At 42.0% G+C, this 18,716-nt stretch carries 13 protein-coding genes; 12 read left to right on the top strand and 1 reads right to left on the bottom strand.

Features of this window, described 5'->3' with window-relative positions; translation table 11 throughout:
* Positions 1-109 precede the first annotated feature (109 nt).
* Positions 110-1,594 (bottom strand): helix-turn-helix domain-containing protein, encoded by a 1,485-nt coding sequence (locus tag A5870_RS10515; protein ID WP_086292761.1) that lies wholly within the window; start codon positions 1,592-1,594, stop codon positions 110-112.
* Positions 1,595-1,928: 334 nt separating this feature from the next.
* On the opposite strand from A5870_RS10515, the gene A5870_RS10510 reads away from it, so the two are divergent.
* From A5870_RS10510 to hslV, 12 genes are all read left to right on the top strand, one after another.
* The gene (locus A5870_RS10510; RefSeq protein WP_086292759.1) at positions 1,929-5,504 is read left to right on the top strand and encodes a SpaA isopeptide-forming pilin-related protein; all 3,576 of its coding nucleotides are present in this window, start codon (positions 1,929-1,931) and stop codon (positions 5,502-5,504) included.
* A 52-nt stretch (positions 5,505-5,556) separates the two neighbouring features.
* On the top strand, positions 5,557-7,425 hold the full coding sequence (locus A5870_RS10505; protein ID WP_086292757.1) for a SpaH/EbpB family LPXTG-anchored major pilin: 1,869 nt from the start codon (positions 5,557-5,559) through the stop codon (positions 7,423-7,425).
* Positions 7,426-7,447: 22 nt separating this feature from the next.
* The gene (locus tag A5870_RS10500; RefSeq protein WP_086292755.1) at positions 7,448-8,353 is read left to right on the top strand and encodes a class C sortase; all 906 of its coding nucleotides are present in this window, start codon (positions 7,448-7,450) and stop codon (positions 8,351-8,353) included.
* 422 nt (positions 8,354-8,775) lie between these two features.
* A complete protein-coding gene (gene ylqF / locus A5870_RS10495) occupies positions 8,776-9,642 on the top strand; it encodes a ribosome biogenesis GTPase YlqF (protein ID WP_016613223.1) in 867 nt (288 codons plus the stop codon).
* Positions 9,626-10,390 (top strand): ribonuclease HII, encoded by a 765-nt coding sequence (locus A5870_RS10490; RefSeq protein ID WP_077452551.1) that lies wholly within the window; start codon positions 9,626-9,628, stop codon positions 10,388-10,390. The genes ylqF and A5870_RS10490 overlap by 17 nt, the downstream gene beginning before the upstream one ends.
* A gap of 68 nt (positions 10,391-10,458) precedes the next feature.
* The gene (gene dprA / locus A5870_RS10485) at positions 10,459-11,337 is read left to right on the top strand and encodes a DNA-processing protein DprA (protein ID WP_086292753.1); all 879 of its coding nucleotides are present in this window, start codon (positions 10,459-10,461) and stop codon (positions 11,335-11,337) included.
* A gap of 142 nt (positions 11,338-11,479) precedes the next feature.
* Positions 11,480-13,558 (top strand): type I DNA topoisomerase, encoded by a 2,079-nt coding sequence (topA, locus tag A5870_RS10480; RefSeq protein ID WP_086292751.1) that lies wholly within the window; start codon positions 11,480-11,482, stop codon positions 13,556-13,558.
* 150 nt (positions 13,559-13,708) lie between these two features.
* Positions 13,709-15,010, top strand: a complete 1,302-nt coding sequence (gene trmFO, locus A5870_RS10475) for an FADH(2)-oxidizing methylenetetrahydrofolate--tRNA-(uracil(54)-C(5))-methyltransferase TrmFO (protein WP_086292749.1) — start codon at positions 13,709-13,711, stop codon at positions 15,008-15,010.
* Positions 15,011-15,129: 119 nt separating this feature from the next.
* Positions 15,130-15,555: a hypothetical protein gene (locus tag A5870_RS10470; RefSeq protein ID WP_086292746.1), complete on the top strand. Its 426-nt coding sequence runs from the start codon at positions 15,130-15,132 to the stop codon at positions 15,553-15,555.
* A 13-nt stretch (positions 15,556-15,568) separates the two neighbouring features.
* On the top strand, positions 15,569-17,005 hold the full coding sequence (locus A5870_RS10465; RefSeq protein ID WP_086292745.1) for a flotillin family protein: 1,437 nt from the start codon (positions 15,569-15,571) through the stop codon (positions 17,003-17,005).
* A gap of 195 nt (positions 17,006-17,200) precedes the next feature.
* Positions 17,201-18,139 carry a tyrosine recombinase XerC gene (gene xerC / locus A5870_RS10460; RefSeq protein ID WP_086292742.1) on the top strand — a complete coding sequence of 313 codons (939 nt, stop codon included), beginning with the start codon at positions 17,201-17,203 and terminating at the stop codon, positions 18,137-18,139.
* A 22-nt stretch (positions 18,140-18,161) separates the two neighbouring features.
* Positions 18,162-18,704: an ATP-dependent protease subunit HslV gene (gene hslV, locus A5870_RS10455; RefSeq protein ID WP_005229630.1), complete on the top strand. Its 543-nt coding sequence runs from the start codon at positions 18,162-18,164 to the stop codon at positions 18,702-18,704.
* Positions 18,705-18,716: the final 12 nt, after the last annotated feature.

Here is an 18,716-nt window from a genome sequence, read left to right as displayed (position 1 = left end):
ATAATGCATAACCCCTTGGATTCATCGATTGATTCCAAGGGGTTATTTGTATAGCTTTCAATCTTTTTCAAAAGACTTCCTTAGGTTTGCCGAAGTGCGCCAGTTGTTATTAATCCGTCAACTTTTTGATTTTTTCATTAAAAGCAGCCAATAATTTCTGACAGAGATCTGTTTCAAAGTCATAATAGCGACAAAAATCAATGATTGCCGAATTCTTTTCGGTTGTATATGGAGGGAAAAGCTGAGGCGCACTCAGGATATAAAAATCAAATGGTTCTTCTGTTGGCAGTGTGATCCGCTCTATCGCAACGAATGGTAGTCGCTCACATATATTAAAAACTTCCATTGAAACTAAATAATTGGATACATAGACGAAAGCAACTTTAAGCTTATATTTCTGTTCCTTTTCGATGTAAACGGGGTAAAGCAAACAGGCTTGATAAAAGGCAAGATCGGCATAACAGGTTTTCAACCATTCATAACCTTTACGATTTGCTATTTTACGCCAAAAACTTTGAATGGTATTTTTCAAAATCGTATGCAATGGGTATTTATCTTTGATCACGTTTGCTTCGAAAAAATTGGAAAGAGGGACTTTTTGCTTGAATATGCAAAATTTCAGCAAGGTAAGATATGTATTCATATAAAGAAACGATTGGTGATCAAAGTCAAAATCGCAGAGAAATTTTTGGCAATGGTCTTCAAATTCAGTCATCAGTTCTTTTAGTTCCTGTTTTTCATGCTTGTAACAATTTGCAACGATCGGCAGACGCACATCGTTTGCGGAAGTCAGCATCGGCCAGTAATAAAAAAGAAAAAACAATGAATTGATCTCAAGAATGTCTATTGCTGAATCAATGAGCTTAAAGAAAGCAGAAAAGAAATCAAGACTTTCGCAACTGGGAATAAAGGACTTATTCGTTAATTCATAAAGATTCGTTGAGTGACCATCCTTGATCCGGAAAAGACAAATTTTGCAATGGAGTAATGCTTCTTTTTTACCAATTTCATATTTAATTTGGTATTTTGTTCCTTCATAGGTAACAAATAACTCTTCGATCTCTTGATTAAATGCCTGTGCCAAACTATCTCCTAAAGAAATATGCCAGATAAAATTAAACAACAAGATGCGAATCACCATCTCTGAACCGGTAAGCGTCATGGCCGATTGATTTAAGGTTATGTTGAATTCCTTTAAATGATCCTGCAGCTTTTTAGTTTGTCGGAAACAAGTCGAACGACTGATATAGTTTCTTTGGCAAAATGCCAGCAAGCTTTCATCTTGGTTGGTCAAGATACTTAACAACATTTTATAAGAAATACTTACTTGGGCTAAAAACTGCTGATATTGATTGTATTCAATCAAATTTTTAGGGAGACTGAGGGTGTTTTTATGTAATGAAAGATTTACTGGGGAAAGGTTTTGCAGGTCCTCTTGGATCGAGGAAAGTAAACTTTTCAATCTCGTTGTACTTAAATGGGTCAGATTTTTCACGAACTCTATGTTGTATTCACCCGGAGCAATTGATAATAATTTTCCGTAGAGTCCGATTTTGTCTAATGCTCGGGAATCTAAGAGTATTTTTTCAATCAAATGATCACCTTCTTATTTTAGTAATAACTTATTTATATAACTGTGTAAAGACACGTCTCAAAATTTTTGCTTTTTTTTTATAAAAACTGAGACAAATCTTTTCAGAAAGTGTCTCATAAAGAAGAAAAATACAAAGAGGATTTGAAAATTGTTGATTTTCTTCAGTTTTTAAATAACATAAACTGATAGGTTTTAATCAGAAAATCTGCGCCTAAATTCTGTTTAAATAACGCACGAAAATAAGAGTTTTCCCATTTTTCTGAAAATGAAAAAAAGCGGTGTATTGTTCTTCTTTTTTGTATGATCAGCTTGTAATTTGAAAGGAGGTCTTTTTATGTTTTTTGCAAAGAGACACCACTGGTTCTCTTTCATTTTCTGTATGTTAGGGGGGATATTATTTATCATTTATTCAGGTTTGCAAACAAATGGGACAGCAAGTGCACAAGAAGAAAATACGATCGCTATTACCGAAACGGAGCAGATCAAGCTGACAGGTCAACGGGAGGGCAATCAATTTACTTTACGTTATCAGCTATCACAAAAAAACAAGCAGCAACGCATCTGGCTGCAATTATATGCATTGGATGAAACGAAAGAACAACCGCTAACGAAAACGAACAACAAAGAGGTGGTTTTTATTGAGGATGAATCTGCACAGTCTTGGCTAACAACACAAGACTTCTTGAAAACACCCTGTGAACAAGAAGTAACGTTTCAACTACCCAATGAAACAAAAAAACTCAAGTTGGCGCTTCAGATTGAAGAATATGATCATGAAAATCAAGAGTCGCACAAATTGGCGTCTTTGGATGAATTGATAGTTGATATTCCGCTTGCGACAGAATCTGCTTCCTCAGATAGGGTGGAAGTCAGCTCAACTGATTCGCAAGCTGCAGAAACCGGCACGGAGTCAACTTCGGAACAAGTGTCGAATGAAGACTCAAAAGGTGTTTTTAACGAAGAAACGCAGGAAGAGACAAAGGAAACAGGAACGACGTCAAGTTCTTCTGAAGATGAAACACTCATTGAACCGTTTAAACAAGAACGTCTTTATCAAAAAATGACCGTTTCACAGGCTTTTGCTTCGATTGAACCAGATTATACGACAGACCAAAGCGGGACGTATCCTTCGGCGAATTGGAAAACCGATGAAAAGAGTAACGTCTTAAATCATCAGGGGAACAAGGATGCAGGAGAAACCTGGGATGGCGTAACTACCTGGAATGGTGATCCAGAAAATGTGACCAACTCGTATATTGAGTATGGTGGTGTAGGTGACGAAGCAGATTTCGCTCTGCGAAAATTTGCCAAAGAGACGAATACCCCGGGACTATTTGATGTTTACCTAAATGTACGAGGGAATGTTCAACGTCAAGTCGATCCTATCGATGTCGTGTTGGTCGTGGATTGGTCAGGCAGTATGAATGATATGGGACGCATCACTGAAGTAAAAAAAGGTGTGGAACGCTTTTTGAATCAAATTGAAGGAAGCGGCATTCAAGACAGTGTCTACATGGGCTATGTCGGTTATTCCAGTGATGGTAGCAATTACCAAAACAAAATCTGCCAATTAGGAAAATTTTCGGAAGTCAAAGAGACGATCCGGACCATGACGCCAGAAACTGCAGCTGGGGGGACCTTTACCCAAAGAGGGCTGCGCCAAGCAGGGGATATGCTATCGACGCAAAATGGACATAAGAAAGTCATCGTTTTGCTAACAGATGGCGTGCCTACTTACAGTTACCATGTGTCCAAAGTGCAGACGCAAGCAGACGACAGTTATTATGGAACCGCCTTTTCACTTACTCAAGATCAGCCCATGAATACATCGTTTATCCACGATTGGTATTTTGCACCTGATCAATACGGTAACTCTAAACGGATCGACAATACGTTTGTCGCTACGATCGGTGAGGCGATGGCGTTAAAAGAGCGCGGGATTGAGATTCACGGATTGGGGATTCAACTGCAAGGAGATCAAACAGCTGGGTATACAAAGGCCGATGTTGAGAACAAAATGAGACAGATGGTTTCTGCAGATGAAGAGGGGCATCTTTATTATGAGTCAGCCAATGAAGCAGCGGATATTGCCGACTATCTCGAGAAAAAAGCCCTTCATATTTCGGCGACAGTCACTGATGGAGAGATTACTGACCCCATTTCGCAGCCATTTTTATACGAAGAAAATAGCTTGTCCATCAAAAGTGTCGGTTCTGCTGATCTAACGGTGCAGCCTGAGGTCACGGTATCTGACAATACCCTCAGCGCTTCTAGTCTTTATTTAGGCGAAGGACAGGAACTGCAAATTCATTATCAAGTGCGGATTCAAACAGAAGCAGCGGATTTTAAACCAGATACTTGGTATCAAATGAATGGTGAAACGGTGTTTTATCCGAATCATCAATCCGATCAAAAGGCATTGTTTGGTGTGCCATCTGCCAAAGCACCTGGTAAGGAGTTGACGATCAAAAAAGTCTGGGAGGAATACGATGGTGATGTGTCAAGTCGCCCAGAATCCGTTTATTTTGAAATAAGTAGAAGCCCGGTTACTAGCAAGGAGAGCTGGCAAACAGGATATCTCGAACTTACTGAGACCTATGCGCAAGATCAGACAACTTGGGAACGAAGCAAGGTTCCCGCGGTTTCTGAAAAGGATGGAACGAATTACGAAGAAACCCGTCTACTGCCGCTTTATAATAACCAAGGAGAAACTTTTGATTATCAAGTCACAAGTGAACGAACAGTGTCAGGCTATGAAGCGACAAAAGTGGACGCTTATACATGGAAAAACACAAAGATGTTTGTGCCCCTGGCATTAAACCTGATCAAAAAATCCGCTGTAGGAGAGGTGAAGTTGACAGGTGCCGTTTTTGAATTGACGGGGGCAGGGGAGACAGTGACCCTTGTGGATCAAGGGGATGGAACGTACGGGCTACCAGCAGATACTGCGTTGCAAAAAAGTCAGACGTATCGTTTAAAGGAAGTCACTGCACCGGCGGGACATCATTTGGCTGAGCAAACCCAGTGGCAGATTCATGTCGATGCGCAAGGGCATGCGACGATCGATGGGCAACCCGTCACACTGGACGATCATACGATTACGCTGGAGATCACCAATCCCTTTACAGAAATTCCAGTCGCTATTCGAAAATACACGGTACAAAAAGAACAGCAAGTACTGTTAGCTGGGGCTGTCTTTTCTCTGCAACAAAAAACTGCAACGGGGGATTATCAAGAAATCGCCTCAGAAACGTCGGATGATGCTGGGATGGCTGAATTTACGATCTTTGAGCCTGGCGCTTATCGTATCTCAGAAACAGCCGGTCCGCTCGGATATGATACGGTTGCCGGTGATTATGAATTTGGCGTTGGTACAGACGGAAAAATCCAGTATCAAGGGGAAAACGTTGATGGGGATGCCAATTGTTGGACCCTTACCCACGCCAATCAGTTAAAACCATTTGATCTAGTGGTTAATAAACAAGACGAACAGGGACAAGCGCTTGAGGGGGCAAAATTCCGGCTAAGTGGAAACGGTCAGACGATCGAATTACCCGAAGCCCAAGAATCACTGGCGGTATTCCATTTCCAGGAGCTAGCGCCCGGCAGCTATACCTTGGAAGAAATAGCTACCCCTGAAGGCTATGCTGGTTTAACAGCACCTGTCCAAATCAAGATTGAAGAGGATGGTCAAGTCTTTATCGATGAAGAACGACAACCGAATCTTCTTGTTTCTGGAGAAAAGAACAATCAAATAGAATTGATCGTAACCAATCAAGTGAAAGTGTCTCTTCCTGAAACCGGAGGGAATTGGCATGGATGGCTGGCGATTCTTTCAACAGGTCTGCTAGTCCTTTTAGCTGGAAGCTATTTGTACGTTAAGCGCAAAGATAAGCCTTCATTAAAGTAATTCTTCCATTAGCGAAAGAAAAACAAAAAAATTTAGAAGAGAGGAAAGAAAAATGAAAAAGATTTTTAATCATACGAAAATGGTTTGTCTCCTATTTTTACTTTTGCCATTTGTCTTTTTTGGAACAAAAAATCAGCAAGTATCCGCAGAGACTAATTTGGCACAGGTTCATCTGCATAAAAAGAAAATGGTCAATCTACCAGGTTCATTGATTCAAAATAGTGGGACCGAGATGTCAGAGTTTGATCAATACCAAGGGTTAGCCGATGTTACTTTTTCTGTCTATGATGTGACAGCAGCCTATTACGAAAAACGATCTGCAGGGGCATCTGTTGAAGAAGCTAAGCGTCAAGTCCAAAACTTGACGCCAGGTTCTCCTGTAGCTAGCGGGAAAACAGATACAGCCGGTAATTTGATTTTTGAATTGCCGAAAAAACAAGCCGATCGGGATGCTGTTTACACCATTGTGGAAGAACCTAAAGACGGCGTTACCTCTTCTGAGAATATGGTGATCGCCTTTCCTGTATATGAAATGATCCAACAAGCAGATGGCTCTTATGTATATGGAGAAGAAGAGCTTGACACGATCCATCTTTATCCGAAAAATCTCGTCACAAATGAAGGAACGCTCCTGGTGAATAAGCGAGGAACGGGGGAAAACGAACCACTGAATAATGCGGAATTTGTTGTTTCAAAGCAAGAAGGAAACCAACAGACTAAGAAATATATTTTAAGTGCAGCTGATGGACTCTATACGTGGACGACCGACAAACAAGCAGCGTATCGTTTTTTAACAGGGAAACAATATGCTGCCGGAGACGCTGGTATCAATGTGAGTGAGAACCAAAAAGGACAGCTAAAGATTGCACAACTAGAAACAGGCGCCTATCAATTAGAGGAAACGAAAGCCCCAAGTCAAGCCGCCTTAATCGAGGAAGAAAGGATCAAGGATTTCACGATTGATTCAGGAAGTAACGTTACTGTTGAGCTAACAATCAAGAATGACACAACAAATGTTACCAAAACAACACCACAATTAGACGGAAAAGACGTGGAGATCGGCGAAAGAATCCAATATCACCTAACGGTCAATATCCCATCAGGTATTCAAGATAAAGTAGGAGCTGAAAACAAATACAAACATTTTCAATTGATCGATGCCCATGATCCAGCATTAACTTTTGAAAATACAGCTGAAGGAGAAACAGGCTATGCGTTGTATGATGGAGAGCAGAAAATCGACGCGGCGAATTACCAAGTAACGGAAAAAGAGCATGGCTTTACGGTAACTATCAATCCAGAATTTTTGCCGCAATTAACGCCGGGAAATCAATTACGCTTTGTGTATTATATGTATTTAAATGAACAGGCTATGCCTATCAATGGCTTTACGAATGAAGCAAATGTAGAAACGGATTTCATGACGGATCAAACGCCTCCAAGCGTGGAAGTTTTGACAGGGGGCAAACGGTTTTTAAAAGTCGATGGGGCTGTGACCGCTACCGAAGCATTGGCAGATGCAGTTTTTGTTGTACGGGATCAAGACCATGATGAGGCCAACTACTTGAAAATCGAAGAGGGAACCAAACAAGTATCTTGGGTGCAAACAGCGGATGAAGCGACGAAATTTACCACTGGTGCAGATGGATTAGTCGATATTATCGGGTTGAAATTTGGCACCTACTATTTGGAAGAAGTAAAAGCACCAAAAAATTATGTGCTGTTAACAAATCGCATCGCTTTTGAAGTCCATGAAACATCCTATGGAACGAAAGAGCAATTGCTAGAACCTGAAAAAGTCCCTAACCGCCGCAAAGGAACCTTACCGGCAACTGGTGGTGCCGGCACATATTTAATGGGCGCTATCGGAGTGGTGATCGTTGGTTTAGCTGGGTGGTACTTTGTAAAACGGAAAGGGTAAGTAAATGAGATGAAAATGCACGATGACAATCAAAAGGAAAAGAAATGGCGCGAAAACACTTACTAAAAAAGTGACTTTGTTGGATGTTTTAATGGGTATTTTGCTGCTGATAGGAGTCCTGATTATCAGTTATCCTTTTGTAAGCAATCAACTCAACACGTTTTTGGATCAGCAGTTGATCAGTTACTACCAAAGCCAAGCCAAAAAAATGAGTGAAATAGAAAAACAACAAAAAAGGAACCAGTTGGAACGAGTAAATCAAGAGCTGGCACAGCGGGCAAGTACTCCTGGAATCAAAGAAACGCAAGCTTCAGCAGAAACAAAGGACTCAGAATCAGTCGACACCCCTGATTACTATGAACGACATACGATCGGCGTTCTAAAGATCCCTTTGATTGGTGTTCTTCTCCCGATTTTTGATCAAACCACCGATACGTTGTTAAAAAGAGGCGCAACATTATTGGAGGGCGCTTCGTATCCAATAGGTGGGGAAGATACCCATGCAGTTCTGTGCGGACACCGTGGGTTAACGAGTGCAACCCTCTTTACGGATCTGCCTAAGCTGCAGATCGGCGATGCGTTTTATATCGAAACGTTTGATGATACGTTGGCGTATCAAATAGATCAGATCAAAACGGTCGCCCCTGATGATACCGAAGCACTAAAAATTGTCAAAGGCAGTGATTATGTCACCTTACTGACCTGCACACCCTATATGGTCAATAGCCATCGTTTATTGGTTCGCGGCAAAAGGGTTCCTTACAATGAAGAAAATGAAACAAATGCCGCAAAAAAAGCAAACCAGCAGGATTTGTGGGTGCTGCTAGTTGTAAGCACCATACTATTACTACTCCTACTGATGATTAGCAGAATCAAAAGAAAAAAACAGCATGATTTGATCACTCCCAGTGATAAGAAGCAAAGATAGCAGGTTTTCCTCTAGATCCACTAGAAAATGACTTGTTAACCTTACTCAGAACGAAACATGTCGTGTGAAATATGGTACAATAACGAAGATAAAAGGTAGTAAAAAGCAGTCGGTCTAATGGTAAAGGTGTCAGAAAAAAGGAAGAATGAGTGGGTAGACAAGCTTTTTCCAACCACTTCCCCAAATTAAAAAGCGAGAAAGCGCGTATGACGCATGAGAATCGCGCTGAAAGCTTTACCTATGCACGAGGTTGGAACAAGAACATTGTCCTAAAGCAACTTTAGCAAAATGCCCAGTGTGACTAGTATCTCTGATGGTTTTAGAGCAAATAGTCCTCGTTCTTGTCAGGTATATACTGCAGGGATTTAGACACTACTATCTTTTTACCAATTCGAAGAAGTACCAAGGAGGAAAACGTTCAAATGACCATTCAATGGTTTCCAGGCCATATGGCGAAAGCCAGACGTGAAGTAAGTGAGAAATTAAAATTCGTGGATATCGTTTTTGAACTCGTGGACGCACGCTTGCCGATTTCATCCCGCAACCCCATGCTGGATCAATTATTACAGCAAAAACCACGTTTGATCTTGATCAATAAAGCGGATCTCGCAGATCCCGTTCAAACCAAAAAATGGGAGCATTATTTCCAAGCACAAGGCTATTTAGCCTTGGCGATCAACGCCCAAGACAATCAAGGCGTCAAAGCCATTGTCCCGACGGCTAAGCAAGTCTTGAAGGAAAAAATTGCTCGCGACAAAGCGAGAGGCTTGAAGCCTCGTGCGATTCGAGCGATGGTGATCGGCATCCCGAATGTCGGAAAATCAACCTTGATGAACCGCTTAGTAGGGAAGAAAATTGCTCAGACGGGCAATAAACCTGGTGTGACCAAAGGGCAGCAATGGCTGCGTTTTGGTACTGATCTAGAGCTGCTAGATACGCCCGGGATCTTATGGCCAAAATTTGAAGATCCAGAGATCGGCAAGAAGCTGGCATTGACCGGAGCGATCAAAGACCAGCTGATCCATTTGGATGATATCGCATTGTATGGACTTGATTTTTTCGCTCGTTATTATCCTGAAAGAATCGCCAATCGTTACCAATTAAAGGCGGAGGAAGAGGCGTTATTAGCGCCAGACCTTTTAATGAAGATCACGGAAAAACGTGGCTATAAAGACAATTATGATCGAGGAAGCGAACTTGTTGTCTTTGACATTCGGCAAGGAAAATTAGGCCGTTACACACTAGATCGAGTGGAGGAAATGGAAAGTCAAGATGAAACAATCGATTAAGACAATCAAAGAGCGATTATTTGATCCAACCTTTAATGACCCGGCATTTTTGCAGGAATTGCTAGCAGATGAACGCGCGGGGGTCCAAAAGCTGTTGCAACAATATGAGAAACAATTAGTCAAACAGCAGCTTTTGCGGGAGAAATATGAAGAAATGATGCGTTTTGAAAACGAAGCATTTCAACAAGGCGCCCGTTTTATCGCCGGTTTAGATGAAGTAGGACGCGGACCTTTAGCAGGACCCGTGGTGTCAGCTGCGGTGATTCTGCCTAAAGAATGCCAGATTTTGGGGTTGAATGATTCAAAACAGCTTTCTGCGAAGAAAAGAGAAGAACTGTTTATCGAAATTCAAAACAAGGCTGTTGCTGTCGGTATCGGTGTGGTTAGTCCTGAAGAAATTGATCGGATAAATATCTATCAAGCGAGCCGCCTGGCGATGAAAGAAGCTTTGATCGACTTAGCGGTCAAGCCGGAACATTTGCTCATTGATGCGATGACCATCGAGACCGATATTCCTCAACAAAGCCTGATCAAAGGCGATGCCCGCTCCATTTCGATTGCCGCAGCAAGTATCATTGCCAAAGTCTATCGTGACAATTTAATGAAAGATTTTCATGATGTGTATCCTTTTTATGGGTTTGATCAAAATGCTGGGTATGGGACCAAAGTTCATTTAGAAGGGTTAGCTGCCCATGGAATTTGCCCTATTCATCGAAAAACCTTTGCCCCAGTTAAACAATACCTATAAATTTCATCCATCCCTCTTTTTTTAGCGAATCTTATAAGTAAGATCACTAAGAAAAGAGGGTTTTGTTTATGAAGTATCAACAAGCAACAGATTTTGAAAAACAGTTGATAAAACTGTACTACTGTCAGGGAATCGGTCTGCAAGGCTGCTGGAAGATTATTTGGTATTGGTTGGAAACAAAAGAGATGCGTTGTTCGTTGGAAGAGATGATTGCCATCGGCGTCCTTCCACAGCATAGGACGGTTTTTCGGCGATCATGGGAACAATTGACAGAAGAGCACATCACACAAAAGATGGGGGAACAAAACTACCTCACCTTTTTTTCGGCGGAGTATCCGATGCTTTTAAGACAAATTGCGGACCCACCATTGATGCTTTTTTATGAAGGAAATCTGCAATTGCTGCAAACGCCCATGATTGGATTTGTCGGCGCAAGAACAGCTTCTCGCTACGCGCGTAAAGTTTGCGAAAAGCTGATTCCACCGCTAGTGACGGAAAATTATACGATCGTCAGTGGATTGGCAAATGGTGTTGACAGTTTTGCCCATGAATCAGCCATCAGAAATCGTGGGAAAACCATTGCCGTGATTGCGTCTGGGTTGGACCATTGTTATCCTGCTTCTGCGTTTCCATTATTTCAGCAGATTCGTCAAGAACATTTAGTACTGAGTGAATATTCTCGCGATACTAAACCGCAAAGACATCACTTTCCCTTGCGCAATCGCATCATTGCTGGTATTTCAAAAGCGATCTGTGTGATTGAAGCCAAAGAAAGAAGCGGTTCTTTGATTACGGCACAATTAGCAATGGAAAATGGCCGAGAAGTTTTTGCAGTACCTGGTGAAATGATTTCCGATCAGTCAAAAGGTTGTCACCACTTGATTCAAGATGGCGCAAAATGTACGATTAGTGTGTCAGATATTTTACAGGAGTTAGCCTTTTTTTGATTTTTCCAATCAACCTTCCTTGACAAACCTTTTCTTGAAAGCTATGATAAGCTACGATTTGTATGTTTCATCTGCATACGATAGGTTCACTGATTGATAGAATATAATAGTAGGAAAAATTCAGGAAGGAGCCATTCTTTATATGGCATATAAATATTTAGTAATCGTGGAATCGCCAGCAAAGGCGAAAACCATTGAAAAATACCTTGGACGAAATTACAAAGTCGTCGCAAGTGTCGGTCATATTCGTGATCTCCCTAAAAGTAAAATGGGAATTGATGTCGAAAATGACTATGAGCCGCATTACATTTCGATCCGTGGCAAAGGCGATGTGATCAAAAGCCTTCGTTCAGCTGCAAAAAAAGCCGAGAAAGTCTACCTCGCAAGTGACCCGGATAGAGAAGGAGAAGCCATTGCTTGGCATTTAGCTTTTCTGCTAGGGTTAGATTTAAAAGATAAAAACCGAGTCGTCTTTAATGAGATCACCAAAGATGCCGTCAAAGCAGCTTTCAAAGAGCCAAGAACGATCGATGTGGATCTCGTCGATGCCCAACAAGCACGGCGGATCTTAGACCGATTAGTCGGGTATTCATTGAGTCCGATCCTTTGGCGCAAAGTCAAAAAAGGGTTAAGTGCTGGCCGTGTTCAATCGGTGGCGCTTAAGATCATTATTGATCGTGAAAAAGAGATCCGTGATTTTGTGCCTGAAGAATACTGGAGCATCGATGGGAACTTTAAAAAAGCCACGAAGAAATTTAAAGCCAATTTTTGGGGACTAGATGGCAAAAAGAAAAAATTACCGAATGCTGAAAGTATTAAAGAAGTCACTGATCGCCTTTCTAGTAAAGACTTTCAAGTGACGAAGGTTGAAAAGAAAGAACGCAAACGCAACCCGGCGGCACCTTTTACCACCAGTAGCTTGCAACAAGAAGCAGCCCGTAAACTGAACTTTCGAACGCGGAAAACCATGATGGTTGCACAGCAGCTCTATGAAGGGATCGCCCTTGGCAAACAAGGCACCGTCGGTTTGATCACCTATATGCGTACTGACTCAACGCGAATCGCAGACACAGCCAAAGGAGAAGCGGCAGAATTTATTGAAACTACCTATGGTTCAGAGTTTTCAGCGCACGGTGGCAAAAAACGCGCCAATGCACAAGGGGCACAAGATGCCCATGAAGCGGTAAGACCAACCAGTGTGATGCGTACGCCAGAAGCCATGGAGAAATTCTTAGATAAAGACCAACTAAAACTGTATCGCTTGATCTGGTCTCGCTTTGTGGCTAGTCAAATGACGCCGGCGATTTTGGACACAATGAAAGTTACTTTGGAGCAAAATGGTGTCATCTTTATTGCCAATGGTTCAAAAATCAAATTTAAAGGGTTTATGCAGGTCTATGTGGAAGGGCGCGATGATGGCAAAGAAGACAAAGAGAACATCTTGCCAGAGTTAGTTGAAGGAGATGTGGTCCAATCCGTATCGATCGAACCAAAACAGCATTTCACTCAACCACCTGCCCGCTACAGTGAAGCCACCTTGATCAAAACCCTTGAAGAGAACGGTGTCGGCCGTCCTTCAACTTATGCACCAACGCTGGAAACGATCCAGCGGCGTTATTATGTGAAATTGACGCAAAAACGTTTTGAGCCAACTGAACTTGGTGAGATCGTCAATTCATTGATCGAGGAATTCTTCCCGCAAATCGTTGATATGCATTTTACTGCTGAAATGGAAAATAGTTTAGATAGTATTGAAGCTGGGAAAGAAGAATGGGTCAAAGTCGTCGATCAATTCTACCGTCCTTTTGAAAAGGAATTGACGACCGCAGAAGAAAGTATCGAAAAAATTCAAATCAAAGACGAACCTGCAGGCTTTGATTGTGATCTTTGCGGCCATCCAATGGTGATCAAATTAGGTCGTTACGGAAAATTTTATGCCTGCAGTAATTTCCCTGACTGTCGCAACACGAAACCAATCGTTAAAGAAATCGGCGTTGAGTGCCCGGTCTGTCATCAAGGGCAAGTCGTTGAACGCAAATCGAAGAAAAATCGGTTGTTTTATGGTTGTACCCGCTATCCCGACTGTGACTTTACTTCTTGGGATAAACCAGTGGGCCGTAATTGTCCGAAATGTGATAATTACTTAGTTGAGAAGAAAGTCAAAGGCGGCAAACAAGTCGTGTGTATCAATGGCGACTATGAAGAAAATGTGCAAAAATAACTAGCAGGATTCCCTGCAAAAAAGAATCGGCGCATTCTTTTGAACGGTCAGCCTCGATGTTGGCTGACAAAAGAAAGTGCCGGTCCTTTTGATTAATACAAGCAGTTTCTTATGAAAAGAGGCGAGCTTTTGAAATAAAAGGAGAGCACTATGAAAGAAATCAATGTTATTGGTGCCGGTTTAGCCGGAAGCGAGGCTGCGTGGCAAGCAGCGCAAGCAGGTGTCGCAGTAAAGCTTTATGAAATGCGTCCTAAGAAATCGACAGAAGCCCATCATACAAATAATTTTGCCGAGCTTGTTTGTACGAATTCACTACGAGGCAACAATTTAACAAATGCGGTCGGTGTTTTGAAAGAAGAGATGCGTCGCTTGGATTCAGTGATTATTACCTCTGCAGATAAAACAGCGGTTCCAGCAGGTGGTGCTTTAGCTGTTGATCGTGATGATTTTTCAGCGCTAGTCACCAAACGTGTCAAAGAACATCCTTTAGTCACTGTCATCGAAGAGGAGATCACTGAAATTCCAGATGGGATCACCGTGATTGCAACTGGACCTTTGACTTCTGAACCTTTATCCAAAGCGATCCAAGCTTTTAACGGATCAGAAGGATTTTATTTCTATGACGCAGCAGCTCCGATCGTCGATAAATCCACCATCAATATGGATAAAGTTTATTTGAAATCACGCTACGATAAAGGCGAAGCAGCCTATCTAAACTGTCCGATGAACGAAGAGGAGTTTTATGCGTTTCGTGAAGCTTTAGTCAATGCGGAAGTGGCCCCTTTGAAAGAATTCGAAAAAGAAAAATTCTTTGAAGGATGTATGCCAATCGAAGTTATGGCTGGCCGTGGACCGAAAACTATGTTGTTTGGTCCGATGAAACCCGTTGGTTTGGAAGATCCGAAAACCGGCAAGCGTCCTTATGCAGTGATTCAGCTGCGGCAAGATAATGCAGCTGCTTCTCTGTACAACATCGTTGGTTTTCAAACACATTTGAAATGGGGCGAGCAAAAGCGGGTATTCCGGATGATCCCTGGTTTGGAAGAGGCCGAATTTGTGCGCTACGGCGTGATGCATCGGAATAGTTTTATGAATTCACCTGAGCTTTTGCAACAAACCTATCAATCGAAAAAACGTGAGGACCTCTTTTTTGCTGGTCAAATGACAGGGGTCGAAGGGTATGTTGAAAGTGCAGCCAGTGGATTGATGGCTGGCATCAACGCGGCCAAACTTGCAAAAGGCGAAGCACCGATCATTATGCCGCAAGAAACGACAATTGGTAGTATGGCGTATTATATCACCCATGCTGAAGGCAAACACTTCCAACCAATGAATGCCAACTTTGGGTTATTGCCAGAACTTCCAGAGCGAATCAGAGACAAGAAATCTCGTTATGAAGCATTGGCAAATCGAGCGTTAGCTGCTTTAGAAAAAGCTAAAGAACAACTATAAGAGTGATGAGTCAACACCTTCTTACTAATAATTGGTAAGAAGGTTTTTTTTTAATTTGTCTTGAAACTTTAATCAAGGTGACTTATGATAGACAGTAACAATGAGAGAAGGTGGTGAAGATGGTGATCGGAGAATGGGTTCATTTGATTCAAAACTATTTACAGCGTTTTCCTACAGTGATCCAATTTTTAGGATGGCTGATCCTCTTGGTCGGGGTCATTTTCGTTGTCTTTGTTGCATTTAGCTTGCTATTAGGTCCCTTTATGTGGCTTTACAATCGCATCACAGACAAAAACCGCAGCAATGTCATTAGCCGCAATGAGTTTGTGATCGGCGAACTGACGGAAAAGATTGTCGGAGACACAATCGGTGAAGTCATGGAAATAGGGAGTCAAAGTGCACGTTCTGTTTATCCCGCTCGGTTTTTTCGGGAAGAAGATCGTGAAAACAATGTTCGATTGCCAGTCGGAACCAAAGTCATCATTGTCGATTTTGATAAAAAAGGGATCGCGTTGGTGGTTGAAAGTAAAAATTTTATAGAATAGGAAGTGTTAGGTTATGGTGGATACAGGATCAGCAGTCGATTTTTTAAGTAATCCAATTTTATGGATCGTTGTCCTCGTTGTTTTATTGGTTGCCTTTTTGATGATACGTTACCGTATCGGTAAACCCGATGAAGCGTTGATCGTTACAGGATCATTCTTAGGAAAAGAAGGCATCAAGATCTTAAAAAACAGTGGGACGTTTGTGATTCCTATTGTTCAAAAAGCTCATAAATTAAGTTTATTGACCCACAAGTTAGAGATTGGGACACCAGAAGTTTATACGGAACAAGGCGTACCGATCAAAGCCAGTGCGACGGTGCTTGTGAAGGTCGGTAATAGTACCGAATCGATCAAGACAGCCGCCGAACAATACTTAGGTAAATCCACAGGTGAATTGGAAGATGAAGCCCAAGAAGTCTTAGAAGGTCACTTACGGGCGATTCTAGGAACGATGACGGTAGAAGCTATCTACAAAAACCGGGATGATTTTGCGGAACAAGTGCAAGAAGTTGCCTCTACGGACTTGAAAAAAATGGGGTTGGAGATCGTTTCGTTTACGATCAAAGATGTCAGCGACAGCAATGGCTACTTGGATGCGTTAGGACGCCCTCAGATTGCTGAAGTGAAAAAAAATGCCGAAGTAGCGGAATCCAATGCCTTAAGAGAAACGCGGATCAAGCAAGCTGAGAATGAGCAATTGGCACAGCATGAAGAGATCCGTCGCCAAACAGAAATCGCAGAAGCGACTAAAGATATGGCATTGAAACAAGCGCAGTACAAACAAGAACGCGAAGTTGCGGATGCGAAAGCAGAACAAATCGCGGTCGGCGAACAAATGAAAGTTCAGTTGATCGAACAAGAAAAAAATATTGAGATCCAAGAAAAACAAGCGGAATTGACGGAAAAAGAATTGAATGCAACTGTCCGTAAAAAAGCCGAAGCAGATAAATATGTCGTTGAACAAAACGCTCTAGCAGACAAAGCACGTGAAATCGCCCGAGCACAAGCCGAAGCGGAAAAAGTCAAATTAGCTGCCCAAGCAGAAGCCGAACGAATTGAAAAACTAGGTAGTGCCGACGCGGAACGGATCGCAAAAGTCGGTCAAGCCGAAGCGGAAAGCCGAGAAAAAATGGCGATTGCTTTGACCAAACTGAACGAAGCTGGTATTTTGATGGAATTTATCAAAGTGCTGCCTGAAATCGCAAAAGAAGTCAATGCACCCCTTAGCAATATCGATAAAGTGGTCAGCTTTGGCGGCAATGATGGGCTTCAATCAATGGGAGAAGCTGGTTTAGCGCGAACCTTTGATACGATCAAAGAGACAACCGGATTAGACTTAGTTGGGTTGATCAATGACACGATGTCCACAAAACAAGGAAACAAAGAGCTAGTTCAGGCTGTATCTGAAAGCAATGGTTCGCATCAGCCAACAACGGATCCAATCGAATAAAAGCAAATAAGTGGAAACGTATCAGTCCCTCTATCTTTTGAGGAGAAGGACTGGTACGTTTTTCTGGCTTTTTTGAGGGATCTTTTGAAGAGTGATAAGAATCTTACGAAGATTCTTAGAAAGTTTTCACAATTATGTCTAAACTTTGAAATATTGATTAAATTCTGACAATTCATTTGTTTTTTTTTGTGGTCTATGCTAAAGTTATTTCGAATCATGAAAAGGGGGGTTACTTTGCAAACAGATCAGTTACAAGAAGATTTTTTTCGTTATCTTATTGTTGAAAGAGGGTATTCGGAAAAGACAAAAAAAGCGTATCAAGAAGATATGAGCGATTTTTTTAACTTCTTAAAAGAGTCTGGCAATGAAGACCCATTAGCAGTGGAGTACCGTGATGTTCGCGTCTATCTAAGCTATTTGACAGAACGAGAGTACAGTCGTAATTCCATTAGTCGTAAAATGGCTAGCTTGCGATCATTTTACCAATTTCTAACCAAGCATGAGATCGTCAAAGAGAATCCTTTTGCCTACATTCATTTAAAAAAGAAAAACGCCAAGTTGCCGCGTTTTTTTTATGAAAAGGAAATGGATGCTCTCTTTCAAAGTGTTGCCGGTGATGAGCCATTACAACAGCGCAATCAAGCATTGTTAGAAGTCCTTTACGGTTCAGGTCTGCGGGTCAGCGAATGTAGTAGTCTGACGCTGGGGGCGATCGATTGGGAAAGCGGCGTATTGTTGATCCACGGAAAAGGCAACAAAGATCGTTATGTTCCTTTCGGCAGTTACGCACAAGCGGCAGTCAAGCGCTATCTTTCCTCAGGACGCAAACAACTGATGGAAAAGCAGAACAAGGAACACGATATTCTTTTCGTGAATCATCTTGGTGATGGGATCACTGCAACAGGGATCGAGTATGTGTTGAATCAAATCATTCGAAAAAGCAGTTTAGACAGTAAAATCCATCCTCATATGCTTCGGCATACGTTTGCGACCCATTTATTAAACAACGGTGCCGATATGCGGACCGTTCAAGAATTGTTGGGGCATGCCAATCTATCGACGACACAGATCTATGCGCATGTCACCAAAGACAGTTTACAAAAAAATTATCGCCAATTTCATCCACGCGCGTAAAATTGGTACAGGAGGAACGTAAATGAAGTCAGAATTTCATTCAACCACCATCTGTGCGGTTGAAAAAGACGGCAAGTTTGCCATGGCCGGTGACGGACAAGTAACGATGGGAGAACAGGTCGTTATGAAAGGAACCGCTCGGAAAGTTCGTCGAATTTACAACGGTGAGGTGATCGTTGGCTTTGCCGGCAGTGTAGCAGATGCCTTTACCTTGGAAGAAAAATTTGAAGGAAAACTAAATGAATACAACGGAAATTTGCAACGAGCTGCAGTAGAATTGGCACAAGAATGGCGGACTCAGCAGTCAATGCAAAAATTAGAGGCGATGCTGATCGTCATGAATGATAAGGAGATGCTCTTAGTCTCTGGGACAGGTGAGGTCATTTCGCCAGATGAAGGGATTTTAGCCATTGGTTCAGGCGGAAACTATGCCTTGGCGGCAGCTCGTGCGATGAAACGTTATGGCGGTGAATTATCTGCCAAAGAAATCGCTGAAGGTGCCTTGAATATCGCAGCAGACATTTGTGTCTTTACGAATCACAATATCATTGTAGAAGAGTTTTAAAGAGGGATGACG

This window comes from Enterococcus sp. 2G9_DIV0600, from assembly GCF_002140615.1.
Taxonomy (GTDB): Bacteria; Bacillota; Bacilli; order Lactobacillales; family Enterococcaceae; genus Enterococcus_D; species Enterococcus_D innesii.
The sequence above is the reverse complement of the archived record's forward strand: the minus strand, read 5'-3'. Positions and strand labels throughout refer to the sequence as shown.